Source organism: Pontibacter flavimaris, from assembly GCF_001907195.1.
Classification (GTDB): domain Bacteria; phylum Bacteroidota; class Bacteroidia; order Cytophagales; family Hymenobacteraceae; genus Pontibacter; species Pontibacter flavimaris.
The window spans coordinates 20,737-36,103 of the sequence record NZ_LVWA01000002.1; the positions used below are offsets into that span (position 1 = coordinate 20,737).

16 protein-coding genes are annotated in these 15,367 nt (G+C 55.0%); 9 read left to right on the top strand and 7 right to left on the bottom strand.

What is annotated here, in order from left to right; translation table 11 throughout:
• Positions 1–227 precede the first annotated feature (227 nt).
• Together A3841_RS00085 and A3841_RS00090 are read left to right on the top strand one after the other, a co-directional pair.
• Positions 228–653 carry a hypothetical protein gene (locus A3841_RS00085; protein WP_073850270.1) on the top strand — a complete coding sequence of 142 codons (426 nt, stop codon included), beginning with the start codon at positions 228–230 and terminating at the stop codon, positions 651–653.
• Between the two features lie 127 nt (positions 654–780).
• Entirely contained in the window at positions 781–1,059 is a 279-nt protein-coding gene (locus A3841_RS00090) for a (2Fe-2S) ferredoxin domain-containing protein (RefSeq protein WP_073850271.1), read from the top strand.
• 86 nt (positions 1,060–1,145) lie between these two features.
• Here the strand turns inward: A3841_RS00090 and A3841_RS00095 are convergent, their stop codons facing one another.
• Positions 1,146–1,682 (bottom strand): ferritin, encoded by a 537-nt coding sequence (locus tag A3841_RS00095; protein ID WP_073850272.1) that lies wholly within the window; start codon positions 1,680–1,682, stop codon positions 1,146–1,148.
• Positions 1,683–1,868: 186 nt separating this feature from the next.
• The gene (locus tag A3841_RS00100; protein WP_083610076.1) at positions 1,869–2,222 is read right to left on the bottom strand and encodes a hypothetical protein; all 354 of its coding nucleotides are present in this window, start codon (positions 2,220–2,222) and stop codon (positions 1,869–1,871) included.
• A 117-nt stretch (positions 2,223–2,339) separates the two neighbouring features.
• Between A3841_RS00100 and A3841_RS00105 the strand changes: the two genes are divergently transcribed.
• Positions 2,340–2,714, top strand: a complete 375-nt coding sequence (locus A3841_RS00105) for a cupin domain-containing protein (RefSeq protein ID WP_073850273.1) — start codon at positions 2,340–2,342, stop codon at positions 2,712–2,714.
• A gap of 620 nt (positions 2,715–3,334) precedes the next feature.
• Here the strand turns inward: A3841_RS00105 and A3841_RS00115 are convergent.
• From A3841_RS00115 to A3841_RS00125, 3 genes are all read right to left on the bottom strand, one after another.
• The gene (locus tag A3841_RS00115) at positions 3,335–4,375 is read right to left on the bottom strand and encodes a hypothetical protein (RefSeq protein WP_073850275.1); all 1,041 of its coding nucleotides are present in this window, start codon (positions 4,373–4,375) and stop codon (positions 3,335–3,337) included.
• A gap of 205 nt (positions 4,376–4,580) precedes the next feature.
• Positions 4,581–5,327 (bottom strand): LytR/AlgR family response regulator transcription factor, encoded by a 747-nt coding sequence (locus A3841_RS00120; protein WP_073850276.1) that lies wholly within the window; start codon positions 5,325–5,327, stop codon positions 4,581–4,583.
• A gap of 233 nt (positions 5,328–5,560) precedes the next feature.
• The gene (locus A3841_RS00125) at positions 5,561–6,667 is read right to left on the bottom strand and encodes a sensor histidine kinase (RefSeq protein WP_073850277.1); all 1,107 of its coding nucleotides are present in this window, start codon (positions 6,665–6,667) and stop codon (positions 5,561–5,563) included.
• A 215-nt stretch (positions 6,668–6,882) separates the two neighbouring features.
• On the opposite strand from A3841_RS00125, the gene A3841_RS00130 reads away from it, so the two are divergent.
• The 5 genes from A3841_RS00130 to A3841_RS00150 all read left to right on the top strand — a co-directional run bounded on the left by A3841_RS00130 (position 6,883) and on the right by A3841_RS00150 (position 12,573).
• Positions 6,883–7,428, top strand: coding sequence for an RNA polymerase sigma-70 factor (locus A3841_RS00130; protein ID WP_073850278.1), 546 nt, complete (start codon positions 6,883–6,885; stop codon positions 7,426–7,428).
• A gap of 103 nt (positions 7,429–7,531) precedes the next feature.
• A complete protein-coding gene (locus A3841_RS00135) occupies positions 7,532–8,512 on the top strand; it encodes a FecR family protein (protein WP_073850279.1) in 981 nt (326 codons plus the stop codon).
• A gap of 19 nt (positions 8,513–8,531) precedes the next feature.
• The gene (locus A3841_RS00140) at positions 8,532–10,892 is read left to right on the top strand and encodes a TonB-dependent receptor plug domain-containing protein (RefSeq protein ID WP_073850280.1); all 2,361 of its coding nucleotides are present in this window, start codon (positions 8,532–8,534) and stop codon (positions 10,890–10,892) included.
• A 12-nt stretch (positions 10,893–10,904) separates the two neighbouring features.
• Entirely contained in the window at positions 10,905–11,756 is an 852-nt protein-coding gene (locus A3841_RS00145) for a DUF4249 domain-containing protein (RefSeq protein ID WP_206073051.1), read from the top strand.
• Positions 11,757–11,997: 241 nt separating this feature from the next.
• Positions 11,998–12,573, top strand: a complete 576-nt coding sequence (locus A3841_RS00150) for a DUF1579 family protein (RefSeq protein WP_073850282.1) — start codon at positions 11,998–12,000, stop codon at positions 12,571–12,573.
• Between the two features lie 160 nt (positions 12,574–12,733).
• On the opposite strand, the gene A3841_RS00155 is transcribed toward A3841_RS00150, so the two are convergent.
• Positions 12,734–13,456 (bottom strand): YoaK family protein, encoded by a 723-nt coding sequence (locus tag A3841_RS00155; RefSeq protein ID WP_073850283.1) that lies wholly within the window; start codon positions 13,454–13,456, stop codon positions 12,734–12,736.
• Between the two features lie 57 nt (positions 13,457–13,513).
• Positions 13,514–13,855 (bottom strand): MGMT family protein, encoded by a 342-nt coding sequence (locus A3841_RS00160; RefSeq protein ID WP_073850284.1) that lies wholly within the window; start codon positions 13,853–13,855, stop codon positions 13,514–13,516.
• A 200-nt stretch (positions 13,856–14,055) separates the two neighbouring features.
• Between A3841_RS00160 and A3841_RS00165 the strand changes: the two genes are divergently transcribed.
• Positions 14,056–15,180 carry an efflux RND transporter periplasmic adaptor subunit gene (locus A3841_RS00165; RefSeq protein ID WP_073850285.1) on the top strand — a complete coding sequence of 375 codons (1,125 nt, stop codon included), beginning with the start codon at positions 14,056–14,058 and terminating at the stop codon, positions 15,178–15,180.
• Positions 15,181–15,367: the final 187 nt, after the last annotated feature.

Sequence of the window (15,367 nt, forward strand, 5' to 3'; positions counted from 1 at the left end):
TAATCGGCAGGTTGACGTTTGCACATATAACAGAAAATCTCTATATTCAGTAAATTTAGCAATTTTGGCCACTTTAGCACCCCTACCGCTATGAAACATTTGCGAACCCCTGCCTTGGGCCGTTCACAACAGACGCTGCCGGGTAGAGTTGGCCAATCAGCCTAAAAATCTTAGCTTTACCACACGCCGCGCCCTGCGTATAGTTACACAGGCGAAAGTGCAGACAGATGACAAAAATCGCAGAACTAACATCCGCCACAGGCAAGACCTTCCTGACCATTGCGTATGATGCAGCCAACAACTGGATCTACAACAACTGGATAGGGTACGTGAGTCCCGAGAACGTGAAGCTGGGTTCTATAGCGGTGCTGGAGGCCTTCCAAACCCACCAAACCCCTTACGGCCTGAACGACAACCAGGAACTGGTGGGGCGCTGGGACGAGGCCGTGGACTGGATCGAGCAGGTATGGATGCCCCAGGCGGCTGCGGCCGGCCTGCGCTGCTATGCCCATGTAACCAACCAGGAGTCTTTTGCGGCCGCCTCTGCCGCCGAGATGGAAAGCCGCACCAACGGCCTCTTCCAGATGCGCATCTTCGGGGACATGGACAGCGCCAAAACCTGGCTGAAGGAATGTCAGAAGTCAGAGAGTTAGAGAGTTGGGGAATTAGAAAGTCACACTCGCACAACGGTTCAACCGAAAACAGAGCCGGACCTTACACTCTCCCGAAACTTATCTGCCCGAATCAGGCTTTTACAGGTAATAACACCGTAGAAAGTACATGAGCAAGAGTTTTGAGACACCCGATAAAGTGATTTATGTGTGCACGGGCAGCAAGTGCAAAAAGAAAGGCGGCAAGGAACTGAGCAAGCTTTTCAGGGAGATGATAAAGGAGATGGGCCTGAAAGGGCAGGTGGAAGTGGTAAAAACCGACTGCACCGACCGCTGCGACTACGCCCCCGTTACCTGCATGCAACCCGCCAACGCCTGGACGCCCTACACCGACGAGCGCAAGGCAAAAGAGGCTTTTGAGCAACACATCCTTAAACCGTCCTCGTAACAGAAGAGCACCATAAAAGCAGCGCGGCCCCGGAGTATTTCCGGGGCCGCGCTGCTTTTACTTCAGTTATACTTTCAAGACAGTGGTTATCCCTCGTAGGTATCTTCATACGTGATCTTGGGCACGCGCTTGTCGATCTCGTACTGGCCGGTTCCGTCCTCGCCAATTACTTCGAACAGCTCCAGCGCACGGCGGGCCACATACTCCTCCTCGATCTGCTCTTTGAGGAACCACTGCAGGAACGTGAACGTCACGTAGTCCTTCTCTTTCTGGCACTTGTCGGCCATGCGGTTAAACGACTGCGTTACGGCGATCTCCTGCTGCAGCGCCTGCTCAAACACGTTTCTGAAGGACTCGAACTCCACCTGGGGGACAGAGATGCTCGGAGACACGGCGCGCCCGCCCATGTCGGATACAAATTTAAACAGGCGCAGCATGTGCTCGCGCTCCTCATCCGACTGCTTCTTAAAATAACCGGCGCTGAAATCAAAGCCGTTACGGTCGCACCAACTGCTCATGGCCAGGTACATGGCCGAGGCCTCCGCCTCCATCTTTATCTGGTCGTTCAGTATTTGCTCTATCGTCTCGCTCAGCGAGGTTCTCAGTCTTAGTAGGTCTTTCATAATTTCCGGGTGTTTGGGTAGTGATTGGACAATGCGGTGTAATGCACACCTCCTCCTTAATACCTCAAGGTAAGCGCTTTTGTTTTGCCTGCGCAACAAACCCCTGAAATTCGGAAGGAGTCTAAATAAAAAGAGCACGACCCTGGGGCCGTGCGCTATGTTTCAAACTATAAAGGCTCTAATATTTTATACAGTGGTTAGTGCCAGGCACTCGTGCAGCATCCGGTTCAGCTCCAGCACAAATTTGGCTCCGGCCAGCAGCTCCTTCAGGGCGTGCAGCTCGGGCAGTGTCAGCACGAAGCAGCGGTCGCAGCCGCAGAGGGTGATGATGCTGAAGTCGAAGGAGCGGTCCGGATTGCTCGCCATCGCCTCCAGGTCGATACGATCCACCGCGTGCTTCAGACGCAGGAAAGCATCCAGTTTGAGCACGGTAAGCTTGCCTGCAAAACTCAGCATTAAACGGTTGTGGCGGTCGCACTGGTAAACGGCTCCTGCCTCAGAAGTATAAATCTCGGGTAATTGCGTGGCTGTATGCATCATGTGGTGTATCTTAGCTAAGCGGCTCTGCGATAGTAGTGCAAATCTAAACACTATTTAGAACCAGTCCAAATAAAAACACATCGTTATTTAGAATTAGTTCGGATAAAGTATAGAAGCATGGAAAAGGACGTAACGAAAGTAAACCTGGCCGACAAGTTCAGCCAGTTCTCCGACCACTGGAACCCGCGCGTGGTGGGCGAGCTGAACGGGCAGCAGGTGAAACTGGCCAGGTTCCTGGGGCCGTTCGAGTGGCACCACCACGCGCACGAGGATGAGTTTTTTCTGGTGGTAAAAGGCGCCTTTGAGATGCACCTGCGGGATAAGGTGGTGACGCTGGAACCGGGGGAGTTCATGATCGTGCCGCGCGGCGTGGAGCATAAGCCTGTGGCGAACCAAGAGGCCGAGGTACTGCTGTTCGAACCGGCCAGCACCCTGAACACCGGTAACCTGGAGGATAGCGACCGGACGCGGAAGGACCTGGAACGGCTGTAGTTTGGTTGATTGTTGATCGTTAATCGGTTGTTGATTTATACTTTGCCGGCACCAACTACCGCTCCCCTTCCTTTACGCAGAGGGCAAATTGCAGCAAACGATTATCATCCCCCAGCCCCCTTCGAAGGGGGACTTTTCTGTCATCTTAGTTTGATAGTTTATACTTCGTTGTGGCTATCTTACAAGTATGGATTGTTTTTTTGTACATGTACGGATGTCCCCCTTTGAAGGGGGTAGGGGGATGACCTGGTTGGATTAGGCTGAAACAAGTCTTACTTCGAAGCCAAGTTCACTCAACTATTAACTAACAACTTAAACTCCGCTCTTTCGGATCTGCAATCTGCAAGTACGTTATTGTAAGGATTTGCAATCCGATTTTATACTTTGCCTGCTGTTGCGCTGCGGCTAAAAGCCGGATTGCAAATCCTCGCATTAAATGCTTCGGGATTACAAATCCCGAAGAGCAAAGGCAAAATCGTTTTATACTTGTGGCCTTACAGTAACTACCCCAAGCAGGGGCGATTGGATCCGGCAAAGGATAAAACTCAAGTTGCGATTTACACCTGCACTGCATGAGTAAATCGCAACTTAGGTTTTTTTAAAGTATAAATCACCAATAACTAAAACCCCACCACCTTATGCGCCCTGGTAAGTATAAATTTCAGGTTGAGCCGCACGAGGTCGCCCATGCACTGGCACTTTAGAAACTCTTTGGAGTTGTGGTGCTGCGCCAGTTCCTGCCGTAGCTGCTCTATTTTATCGGGCGTAGAGATGGTGTCCTGGCGCATGCAGTCGATGAGGTCTTTGAGGCGGTAGCGAGCTGACTTGAGGCGACGGAACATGAGCGTGCGCTCCTCGTTCTGGTACTGCCGCACCACATCCGGCTTCAGCAGCTTGAGCACCAGGTCCACGATCACGTTGTTGTCTTTGAAGAACTGGGGCAGGTACATCGTCTTCTTCCCCTCGTACGATTGCTGGTCGAAGTCGATGGGGCGCACGCGGTACTGCTCGTCCTCGAAATCCGGGGTGACATCCACCACATAGTTGTAGGAGCGCATATCGCCCAGCAGGCGCACAAAGCACCGCTCGTTAAACTTCACGAACTCCTTGGCAATGCGCACTTTGTTGGTGTTGGGCCGCTTCACGTACTCCTTGATGAACACATCGCCGGGGATGCCTGCAATGTGCTCCTCAATCAGGGTGTCGCCATCCACCAGGTAGTTAATGCGGCTCGGCGAGAGGATGTGCTCCAGCTCCAGCCCGTAAACGCGCGAGGCGTCGGCGCGCTTCACGTAAAAGTAGTCGTAGTTGTCGTTGAGCTGGTTCATGATCTGCACCCGGAACGGGTTGGAGTTGCCGAACGTGCAGTAATCGATCCGCGACACGTACAGGTGCTCCATCACCGACATGTCGCCATCGGTTTTCAGCAGCGCGTAGATCATCGTCAGGCCCTTGTTGAGTTCCTGCTGCGTCTGCTGGTCATACATCACCGACTCCCACAGCGTGTCGTGGCCCTGTTTATCAAAGTATGGGAAGGAATCGGAGTAGTGCAGCAGGCCCTCGTAGAGCACCGGCAGCTTCGTTTCGCGGTCATAGATCCGCAGGTACTTCCGCAGGCCCTTGCTGATCGGGTAAAACAGCTTCTTTTTGGAGATATACACTGGAGAGTTAGAAAGTTTAGAAGTTAGAAGGTTAGAAAGTTAAAGGTTTAAAAAGGTAAAGAGTAATGAGTAGCATAAATCCTCTGCCATTTACCTATCATCTCATCCGTATGCAGATAAACAACGATTTACCCCAGCAAATTGCTATACTTTCCGCATAGGCATCACTTTCTAACCTTCTAACCTCTAAACTTTCTAACTTAAGCTAACTCTCCAACAGGTTGTTCTGATTGAGCACCTGCAGCACTTCGTTTTTATAGAAGCGGCCGATTGGGATTTCGGTCTGGCCAATGTCTACGGCGGAGGCGGAGAAGGCTTGTATCTTGTCGAGGGCCACGATAAAGGAGCGGTGGATGCGCAGGAACTTGTCGGTGGGCAGCTTCTCCTCCAGAAAGGATATCTTCTGATACGAGATGATCTCCTTCGTCTCCGTTTTCACCCGGATGTAGTCTTTCAGGCTCTCGATGAAGAGGATGTCGGAGAGCATCACCTTCACCATTTTCTTGTCGGCTTTCAGGTAAATAAAAGCCTCTTGGTAGCCTTGCACCGTAGGGGCGATTTGCACAGGAGCGGGTGCTGCCTGTATTGCCTGCGGCTCCGGGGCAGTCACTTTGGAAACGGCCTTCAGGAAACGATCGAAGGCGATGGGCTTGAGCAGGTAATCCACGGCATTCAGTTCAAATCCCTCCACGGCGTAATCGCGGTAGGCGGTGGTAAAGATCACCTTTGGCGGGCTTGCCAGCGACTTCAGGAAATCAATACCCGTGAGCTTGGGCATCTGGATATCAAGGAACAGCAGGTCGATGTGCTCGGTCTGCAGGCAATTGTACGCCTCCACGGCGTTGTTGCAGCGGCACACCAGTTCCAGGTTATCCAGCCGCTGAATAAAGGTCTCCAGCACATCCAGCGCCAGCGGCTCATCATCCACGATCATGCAGCGTAGTTTATTCATAGTTTAGATATCTTCACAAAGGAACGTTTGGTACATAAACTCTCTCATTGAGGGCTATAGTAAGCAGACAAACTCCAGGACCAGTAGCCTACCGCGAGTTTTCAACTCGTGGTTTCCCATGACAGCAAGCTTTCAGCTTGCACTGGCCGTCAGAAAGAACGTTTATACTCACGCAAACTGAAAGCTTGCCCCATCAAAAGCTACAAGATGAAATCTTGCGGCAGGTTTCAATTTTACTCAAACGAAATCTCCAGCCGGGCCGAGTAGCTGTCTTCCTCCTCCTCCACCTCCAGCTCGTAGCGGCCTTCGTAGAGTAGCTCCAGGCGGCGCTGCAGGTTCTTCAGGCCGATGCCCGAGGCCATGTCGCGGGAGCTGCTGCTGGCTTTGTCGGTGCACTTGCAGTTTTCCACCAACAGCACCAGTTGCTCGTCCGTCACCTTCACGTCAATCCTGATCCAGGCATCTTTGGTTTCGGTGCTAACGCCATGCTTGAAGGCGTTCTCCACAAAGGGCAAAAGCAGCATGGGCGCAATCTGCTTGCCGGCTATACTTCCGGTGGCCGAGAACTGCACCTCCACCCGCTCCCCGTAGCGCACCTGCTCCAGGGCAATGTAGTTTTTGATGTACTCCAGCTCCTTCTCCAGCGGCATGGTGGCCGCGTTGGCATCGTGCAGCATGTAGTCCATCAGGCCCGACAGTTTGAGCACTACCTCCGGCGCGTTGTCTGATTTCTTGAGCGTGAGCGCGTACAGGCTGTTGAGCGTGTTGAACAGAAAGTGCGGGTGTATCTGCCCTTTCAGGAATTTGAGCTCCGCCTCCAGCTTGTCCTGCGTCAGGTCGCGGGCCGCCCGCTGGTGGCTGTACCAGTTCTTGAGCAGCGCGATCACGGCCGTAATGGCCACCACGTAGTTGATGTTGACGATGTTCTTGACGAAGCGGTAGAAGGTCAGGTTATCCTCGGTGCAGGTGGTGGGGCAGAAGATCGGGTGGATAAGGAAAGGCAGCAGCACGAACTGCATGAGCGCGCCAATGGCCCCCATGAGCAGCAGCAGGTACACAAAAAACTCCAGGTAGCGCTTCTGCAGCAGGTAGCGCGGCAGCAGGTAGTACATGTTAAAGTATACCAGCCCCATCTTGAAGGGCAGTTCCACCAGCTCTATCATGAAGGCGTTGTAATAATCATCGATGTAACTGCCGTACAGCAGCCCGAAGAAAACCACATACACCGTCCAGAAGGCCAGGTGCAGCAGCAGGCGGTTCTGCGTGACGTTGCGTACCTCGGGCAGGCTCCAGGTGGCGCCGGTCTCCAGGGCATTGGCCGTGCTCAACTTTATCTCCATACTACAAAGTTATACTTTCTGGTGCAAGCCACTACCGTGGGCCGCATAGTTTTAGACCGATAGCCAGCCCTGTGCCTTTAGTGGCGGCTTCCGCCTGCCTAACAGCGTTTGGGGCGGGAATGGTTTATTTTTCCGGATTCCGTGGCCATACCTTGCCCTGGCTTTATACTTTATCAGAAGGATTTTATACTTTTAGCCGGAGTTCACCCGCACGTATGTCCAACCAACCCGAAAAGCTCCGGCAATACGAGGACCTGTTCCGGCGCCACTACGGGCGCCTGTGCCGGCGGGTGCAGTGCATCACGGCTGATGCCGCCGTAGCCGAGGATCTGGTGCAGGAGGTCTTCATCAGCTTCTGGAACAGCGGGCAGTGGCAGACAGTGGAGAACCTGGAAGCCTACTTACATCGCGCCTGCCTCAATAAAGCATTGAACCACGCCACCACCCACAAACGCCGCTCGGAGCTGGCGCAGCTCTACCAGCAGGAGCAGAACCAGGCGGTTGCAGCAGACCAGGACCTGGCCCTGCAGGAACTGCAGCGGCAGGTGCAGCAGGCCATCGAGGCGCTGCCGCCCATGTGCCGCAAGGTTTTCCTGCTAAGCCGCCATGAGGAAATGACGCATAAAGAGATCGCCGATTTCCTCGATATCTCCCCCAACACCGTGGACAACCACATCAAAAAAGCCCTGGCCATACTTCGGAAGGCGCTCCTGGGGCTGCTTTTGGGCTGCCTCGAAATTATTTTTAGATTTTTTTCCTGATGGGATAGCGGTACCCGCCCTTTCAACTGTCATACTTCTGAACACGGATAAAAACGCCGCCAGACTATGCACAACCTTATAACCGTCACCTACACCCGAAAACATGGATAGCCACTACTGGGACATAGCCGCCAAAGTCTTTGGAGATAAGGCCACGCCTGCCGAGGAGGAGGCGCTACGCCAGTGGCTGGCGCAAAACCCGGAGCACCAGCAGCAGTTCGAAGCGCAACAACAGCTGTGGCTAGCTACTGCCCCTGCTCCTGCCGCAGCCGTAGACACCGATGCCGCCTGGGCCAAGGTAAATGCGCAACTGAAGCCGCAGCAGGCAAAGGTAGTTCCGCTGTACCGGCAGCTTTGGCGTGTGGCCGCTGCCGTGGTTCTACTTGTTGGCATCGCCTGGCTGGCCAGGTTATACTTTATGCCATACTATGGGCTGCAGGTGGTGGAGTCGGGCGACACGAGGATGACGGTTACATTACCTGATAGCAGCCAGGTGTGGTTGAACAAAGGAAGTATACTGGCCTATGACCCGGATTTTGATGGTACGCAGCGGGAGGTGCACCTGGAGGGGGAGGCTTTCTTTGAGGTAACGCACAACCCGCAGCAGCCCTTCGTCATCAAGGCCGGCGATAGCAGAACCCAGGTAGTGGGAACCTCCTTTAACCTCCGGGCCTATCCGCGGGAGCAAACGGTAGAGCTGGCGGTAGCCACAGGCAGGGTAGCCTTTACCTCAACTAAAACCACAACACAGGCGATCGTTACGCCAGGCTTTGAGGCCATACTTGACAGGCAGAGCCAGCGCATCACAAAGTATGAATCTGAAGATGAGAACACCTGGGCCTGGAAAAGCGGTAGCCTGAAATTTGACGGGGAATCGCTGAAGGAGCTGCTGCCAGCGCTGGAGCGTTACTACGGGGTAACCCTGCGACTGCAAGGGCCGGATCTGGGCAACTGCCGCTTCACGGGCACCTTCCGGGAGGCAGAGCTGCAGGAGGTGCTGCAGGTACTGGAGGCATCGCTGCAAGTAGAGATTACCAGGCAAAACGACCATACTTATACTTTGGCGGGCAACGGCTGCCGCTGATACTTTAACCACCTCCCCTATGAACAAACGTGTACTATGTCTGGGCATCGCCTGCCTGACCCTGGCCCTCGCTGCGCTGGCGCAGGCAGGTTTGCTGGAGCAGAAAGTCTCCCTCCACCGGCGCAACGTCCTCCTCCAGCAGGTGCTCGGGGAGCTGTCCGAAAAGTATCACCTCGCCTTCTCCTACTCCACCGACCTGGTGCCGCTGCAGCAGCAGGTGCGTTACCTGGGGTATGCGCCGCTGCATGTCTCTCTTCCCGCTGTTTCTGCGGATACCAGTATACAGCTGCAGCTCCAGCCTCTTGCCAACCAAATCTCAGAAGTAAGTATAACCGCCGAAAAAGCCACCGACCTGCAGCAGGCCAACCGCATTACCATGCGCAGTGCCGAGTTAAAGCAGCTACCGCGCCTGATGGGAGAGGCCGATGCGGTAAAAGCCTTGCAGCTGATGCCCGGTATACTTGGCGGCCGCGAAGGCTCCTCCGACCTGATCGTGCGCGGCGGCAGCCCCGACCAGAACCTGATCCTGCAGGATGGGGTGCCGGTATACAATGTAGCGCACCTGCTGGGCATGTTCTCGGTGTTTAACCCGGATGCGGTCAGGTCGGTGGAAGTGATAAAGGGCGGCTTCCCGGCTCCTTATGGCGGCAGGTTATCATCGGTGGTGGATGTGCAGCTGAAGGAGGGCAATAACCAGCAGTTTGCCGGCGAGGGCGCTGTGGGGTTGATTTCCTCCAAGCTGATGCTGGAAGGACCTATCAAAAATGAGAAAACCTCTTTCCTGCTGGCGGCACGACGCACGTACCTGGATGCATTGGCAGCCGCTGCCGCAACCATGAGTGGGGAGGACATCAGCCACTATAGCTTCTACGATCTCAACGCCAAAATCAACCATACTTTCTCGCCCTCCAACAGGCTGTACCTGAGCGTGTACAGCGGGCAGGACAGCTTTTCGGATAAGCAGGAGTTCCGTAGTTCCCCTGATTCCGAGGAGCAAAAGTATACCATGCGCTGGGGAAACATCACCAGTGCCCTCCGCTGGAACCACCTCTTCGGCCCAAAGCTCTTCAGCAACACCACGCTTACGTACAGCAGGTATCGTTTTGCGCAGCAGTCGGAGGTGGAGAGCCGGAGACTGAGCCGGTCGGTGGATTACAGCTCCGGCATCAGCGACTGGGGAGGCCGCGTGGATTTTGACTACCTGCCCCACGCCCGGCACAGCGTCAGGTTTGGTGGCAGCTATACCTTCCATACTTTCCGGCCAGAGGTAACCACGCTCCACACGGATACCATCACCCTCACCACCGACTCCTTCTCCACGATCCGGGCGCACGAGTTTTATACTTATGCCGATGACCGCATACAGCTGAGCGAACGCCTGCAGGCCACCCTGGGCCTGCATTTCTCAGGCTTTGCCGTGAACGGGAAAATCTATACTTCGCTGCAGCCGCGCATGGCACTGGGGTATACTTCGGCCAGCGGTGTAAGTATACGCGCATCTTTTGCCACTATGGCGCAGTACCTGCACTTGCTCAGCAACACCTCCACCGGCACGCCCACCGATATCTGGGTGCCTGCCACCGAGAAGGTAAAACCGCAGCGCTCCTGGCAGGCAACGCTTGGTGCAGCCACCGTGCTCGGGCAACAGTGGGAACTGACATCGGATGTATACTATAAAGCCATGCAGGATGTGGCTGAGTTTAAGGATGGGGCTGACTTTATAGGCGAGTTCTTCCGCAGCGGCCCGGAAACCAACTTCGCGAACTTCGTATCGTCCCCTTACGAAACGCGCGTAGTAAGTGGCAAAGGCTGGAGTTATGGCTCGGAATGGCTGCTACGCAAGCGACAGGGCAAAACCACCGGATGGCTCGGTTATACGTTAGCGTGGTCGTGGCGGCAGATGGACAGCCTTAACTTTAACCAGAAGTACCCTTACACCTACGACAGCCGCCACAGCATCTCGCTGGTAGCCAACCATCAGCTTACCGAAAAACTAAGCATAGGCGGGAGCTGGACATACCGCACCGGCTACGTTACCACGTTGCCGGCAGCCAGCTACAAAGCCTACAATGAGCCTGTGTACGACCCCTCCGGCTGGAGCCCCTCGGTGGAGACAGTCGATTACATGGGAGAGCGCAACAACTACCGCATGCCTGCCTACCATCGCCTGGACCTGAGCCTGACGCACACCAGGAAGAAAAAGTGGGGAGAGCGCAGCTGGAACATATCCGTGTACAACGCCTACAACCGTAAAAACCCATACTTCATGCACCTCAGTCAGCCCGGTGCCAGCAGTTCCGAGGGCAGTGGCTCCCGGCACCTGTACCAGGTATCGCTGTTTCCGGTGCTGCCCTCCGTCAGCTATGGTTTCAAATTTTAAATTATGATCCTGATGAAGAAGCTAACCTATCCTTTATCACTTCTGTGCCTGCTCTTTATACTTCCCGGTTGTGAAACGGTAGTCGAGGCAGAACTTCCGGCACCTGAGTCGGCACTGGTGGTAAACGCCGTCATCAATCCCGATAGTCTGTTTACAGTGGATGTAAGCGCCAGCCAAAGCGCCTTCTCGGGCGGGTCGCACGGACCGGTTGCAACTGCCACCATACAAGTATACCAGGCCAACCAGCTCCTGTACACGTTAGAGCACCAGGGGAATGGGATTTATAGCACAACCCAGGCGCCGCAGATGCTGCAGCACTACCAGCTACAGGTACAAGCGCCGGGCTTCCCGGCTGCCACCGCGGCCACCTACATCCCTGCCAAGCCTGTTATCGGCCGACTAACGGCCGCAACCGAGGCTGCCACCGAATGGCAGGGCCCTTCCGTCAGCGCCTCCTTTGTCTTAACCGATCCCCCCGCGCAGGACAACTACTACTTCGTCCAGGCCTACACACCCGATTCCAGTTACGTGGATGGCCACGCCTACAACAGATCAGTTGGGTTAAAGATCGCCGCCCCCTTTGAAGCCGAGTTTACGATGGGAGACCGCTACTTTTTCAGCGACAAGCTCTTTGAAGGGAAAGAGGTGCCCTTGCGCCTGCGCCTGGACAATAGCCCCGAAGCCACTACCTTCGTCCGTGTCGCACACATCACCCGTACGTACTACGACTATGTGCGCACGCTCGACAAGCAATCCTACCGGGATAACTTTGCCACCCTCCCCGGACCCGTTGCCAACAACATCAAGGACGGAATGGGGCTCTTCGGTGGCTACAGCGCTGTAACACTTGCTGTGAAGCCATAAACGTTGTCTTCCGCCTTCCGGCAGGCACGCCCACTACCCTATTTTCAACCCGGTTCATCGGTACTTTCACCCACGCCCGACCTACTGACACAAAGAATTCCGGCCTAAGTATAGGCTATTCAGCTCTTTGTCTAAAACCCAGGCAACTATCCTGCCTTCTGGCTTATCTTTATACTGTTGTTCAGCCACTTACCGGAGGCGGAGCAACCGCGCAACCCGACACCAATATAAAGATAAAGCTATGAAAAAAGTAATGCTTACCCTGCTGGCGGCGGTGCTGCTGGCAGCGGCCGCCCCCGCAACTCGGGCACAGGAACAGACAAGCGCATCATTAACTTCCGAGGAGGCGCACAAGCTGCTCGGCCGTTTATCCGGCAACTGGCTGGTGAGCCACTACGCCTGGCAGCCCGACCGCAACGCCTACTACCAGTCGTCAGGTAAGGCAACCGTTAGCCCGGCCCACCAGGGCAGTTTCCTGCACGAGCAAACCTACGTCAGGCAGCCGGACGGCAGCCAAAAACGGCAGGAGTGCTTTCTGGGATACTCTGCCGCCAAGGAGCGGTTTGAGTTGATACAGGCAGACAAGCGGAATGGGAACACGGTGTTGCTGGTGGGCCAGTGGCACCCGGAATTTCACTCCATCACCCTAACCCACCCTGACGGCCTGAAGAGGGGCGGCCCGAACAACGTGGAGTATGTTTACGTGTTCCTGCCTGAGGGCATGCTGCTGAAATTGGTGCGCACCCTCGATGAAGAGGGCAATTACCGGATCCAGTCCCAGGACTATTACGCCCCGCAGCATACCGCCAGCTTCTGAAAGACTCAAGGCCAGCCACATCCACCCTCACCTCCTCCCCAAAGGTATAGGATAGACGTGGCTGGCCTTACCTTTGCTACCTGCCAGCAAGCTCTCGGAGTGCCTGACACCTCTCCGAGTGCGTTTCCGGCCCGCTTTATACTTGCTCGGCAGTATAGCCTTACCCCCTGTACTTGCGCTTCAGCCTCACCACTTTATACTTGACGCTATCATACACCAGGCCGGCTATCAGGAGGGCAGCCGCCAGTAACAGGGCTTTCATGGCATAAACAGAAAAAGCAAAGCCACCCACAATACAACCCATAAAAAAGAAGCTGATGATGGTAAGGCGCAGCTTGATAGAGGCCGTCAGCTTCTGCCACTGCTCTTGCCTGCGGTAAAAGTATAACTGCGCGATCTCGATGCCCAGATCGGTGAAAAGACCCGTGAGGTGGGTAGTGCGCACCACGGAGTTGGAGATGCGGGTTACCAGCGCGTTCTGCAGGCCCATGGCAAACAAAAGGCAGCAGGCAATGGTGATAGGATACTGCAGTATAAGCTCCGGGTGCAGCAGCGCCACACCTACCAGCACCAGCAGCTCCAGGCCAATCGGGGGCAGGTACACCAGCTGCTTGTCGCGCCGCAGCATGAGCTCCAGCATCCCCGCCGACACCATCGCTCCAAATAAAAAGGCAAGTATAAACAGCAGGTAGCCCCCGGCCGAAGCAAAGTTGCGTCGGCCCACCTCATCGGCAAAAAAGGCAAAGTGGCCGGTTACGTTGGTAGTGAGCTGGTGCAGGGCAAACACCCCGGATACGTTCACAATACCCGCTACCCCGGAGAGTAGCGAGGCCAGCTTCAGGTTGTGTTTCAGGGTACGGCTTTTCCCTCGGTGTCGGAACATGCGGGGCTATGGAATTTGAGTGAGCAAAGTATAAAATCCTCGGATACGGGAGGTCGGTCAGAGCAATTCTTTGGAGGGATCCCAAAACAATTTTTCAAAGTTCACCACCTGGTCGTTCTCCACGCGCACCCCCTCCTGCTCCAGCCGCTCCTGCATGGTGTGGGGCGTGTCAAAGTGCTGGCTGCCGGTAAGCAGGCCGATGCGGTTCACCACCCGGTGCGCCGGAATCCTGGTCATGGGCTGGGAGGCGATCAGGGCCCATCCCACCATTCTGGCCGAGCCTTTTGCCCCCAAATAGCTGGCTATGGCCCCGTAGGAGGTTACCCGCCCGCGCGGGATGAGCTGCACCACCTCGTATACATTCTGGAAAAAATTCTCCTTGCTATCTTTTTTTGTCATTTTCAGTCGCTGCTGTTTAAACCTTGGGTGTCGTTTTGTGTCTTTAAAATGTGCCGGTTTGTAGCGTTTAAGTTACGTCAACTTTTATTGTAGGCAATGTAAGCTGTATATTTAGGCTGAATTATACCCTAAGACCGGAAAACCCTGCTTTATTCATGTATTACGGGCACTCCCCTAACTAAACCTGTGTTAAGACACAAATGAACAAAACACTAAAAACTATCCTGATTCTCGTTGCCGTTACAGCGGTTGGTTATTTTGCTTACAGGCAGCTTTCAGCCGAGCCGGAAATGCAGGCAGCGGCAGGCGGCGGCGCTGGCGGCCCCATGGCCCGTAAGGTAACCGTGGATGTATACGTTGTTTCGCCGGGAGCTTTTCAGAACAGGATCTCCACCACGGGCACGGTGCTGCCCAACGAGGAGGTAGAACTGCGCAGCGAGATTTCCGGGCGAGTAACTGGAATCAACTTTAAGGAGGGCACCCATGTCAAGAAAGGCCAGCTGCTGCTAACGGTGAACGACGCCGAGATGCGCGCGCAGCTGCAGAAGCTGGAGTCTAACCAGAAGCTGTACCGCGATATGGAAGAACGCCAGCGCACCCTGCTGGAGAAAGAATACATCAGTGCGCAGGAGTACGACCAGGTAAGCAACCAGCTGGCCACGGCCACCGCCGACATCCAGGCGCTGAAAGCCACCCTGGCCAAAGCCTACATGCGCGCCCCTTTCGATGGGGTGATCGGTTTGCGCCAGGTGAGCGAGGGTAGCTATGTGTCGGCCACCACGCCCATTGCCCGCATCGTCGACATTAGCCCCGTAAAGATAGACTTTGCCATACCAGGCCGCTACAGCCAGCAGGTAGAGGCCGGCGACAGGATCACCTTCACAGTGGAGGGAATGCCGCAAGTATACGAGGCATCCGTTTACGCCGTGCAGCCAGGCATTGACCCCGCCACACGCACCCTGCAGGTGCGCGCCCTTTATGATAACAAGAAGGAGGAAGTAAAGCCGGGTGCCTTTGTGAGCGTGAGCCTGTCTTTGCAGGACTCGGATGACGCCATCCTGATCCCTACGGAGGCCATTATACCGGAAGCCACCGGACACAAAGTTTACCTGTCCAAAAACGGAAAGGCTATTTCGAAGATGGTGAAGATCGGGCAGCGCTCCGAAACGATGATCCAGATCACGGAAGGCGTGGCCCCCGGCGACACGATCATCCGCTCCGGTATCCTGCAGCTCCGAGACGGCTCCAACCTGAACGTACGCAAGGTGCTGACAGCTGATGAAGCGATGGAGGCTCCCGCGCCGGATACAGCTGTGGCTGAATAATCTGCCGTGCAGGAACGCCAATAGTATAACTAGAACCGTTTAAGGTTAGGGCTATAGGCCAAATCCGGGCCCGGCAACTGCAGTAGAAGATAAGTATAGACTGACACCCCTGTAGCTGTTCACCCCTGCCTTTGGCGGGAAACGGCCGAAAAAGAGACAAGAAGTCAGGAAAACGAACTTAAGTACG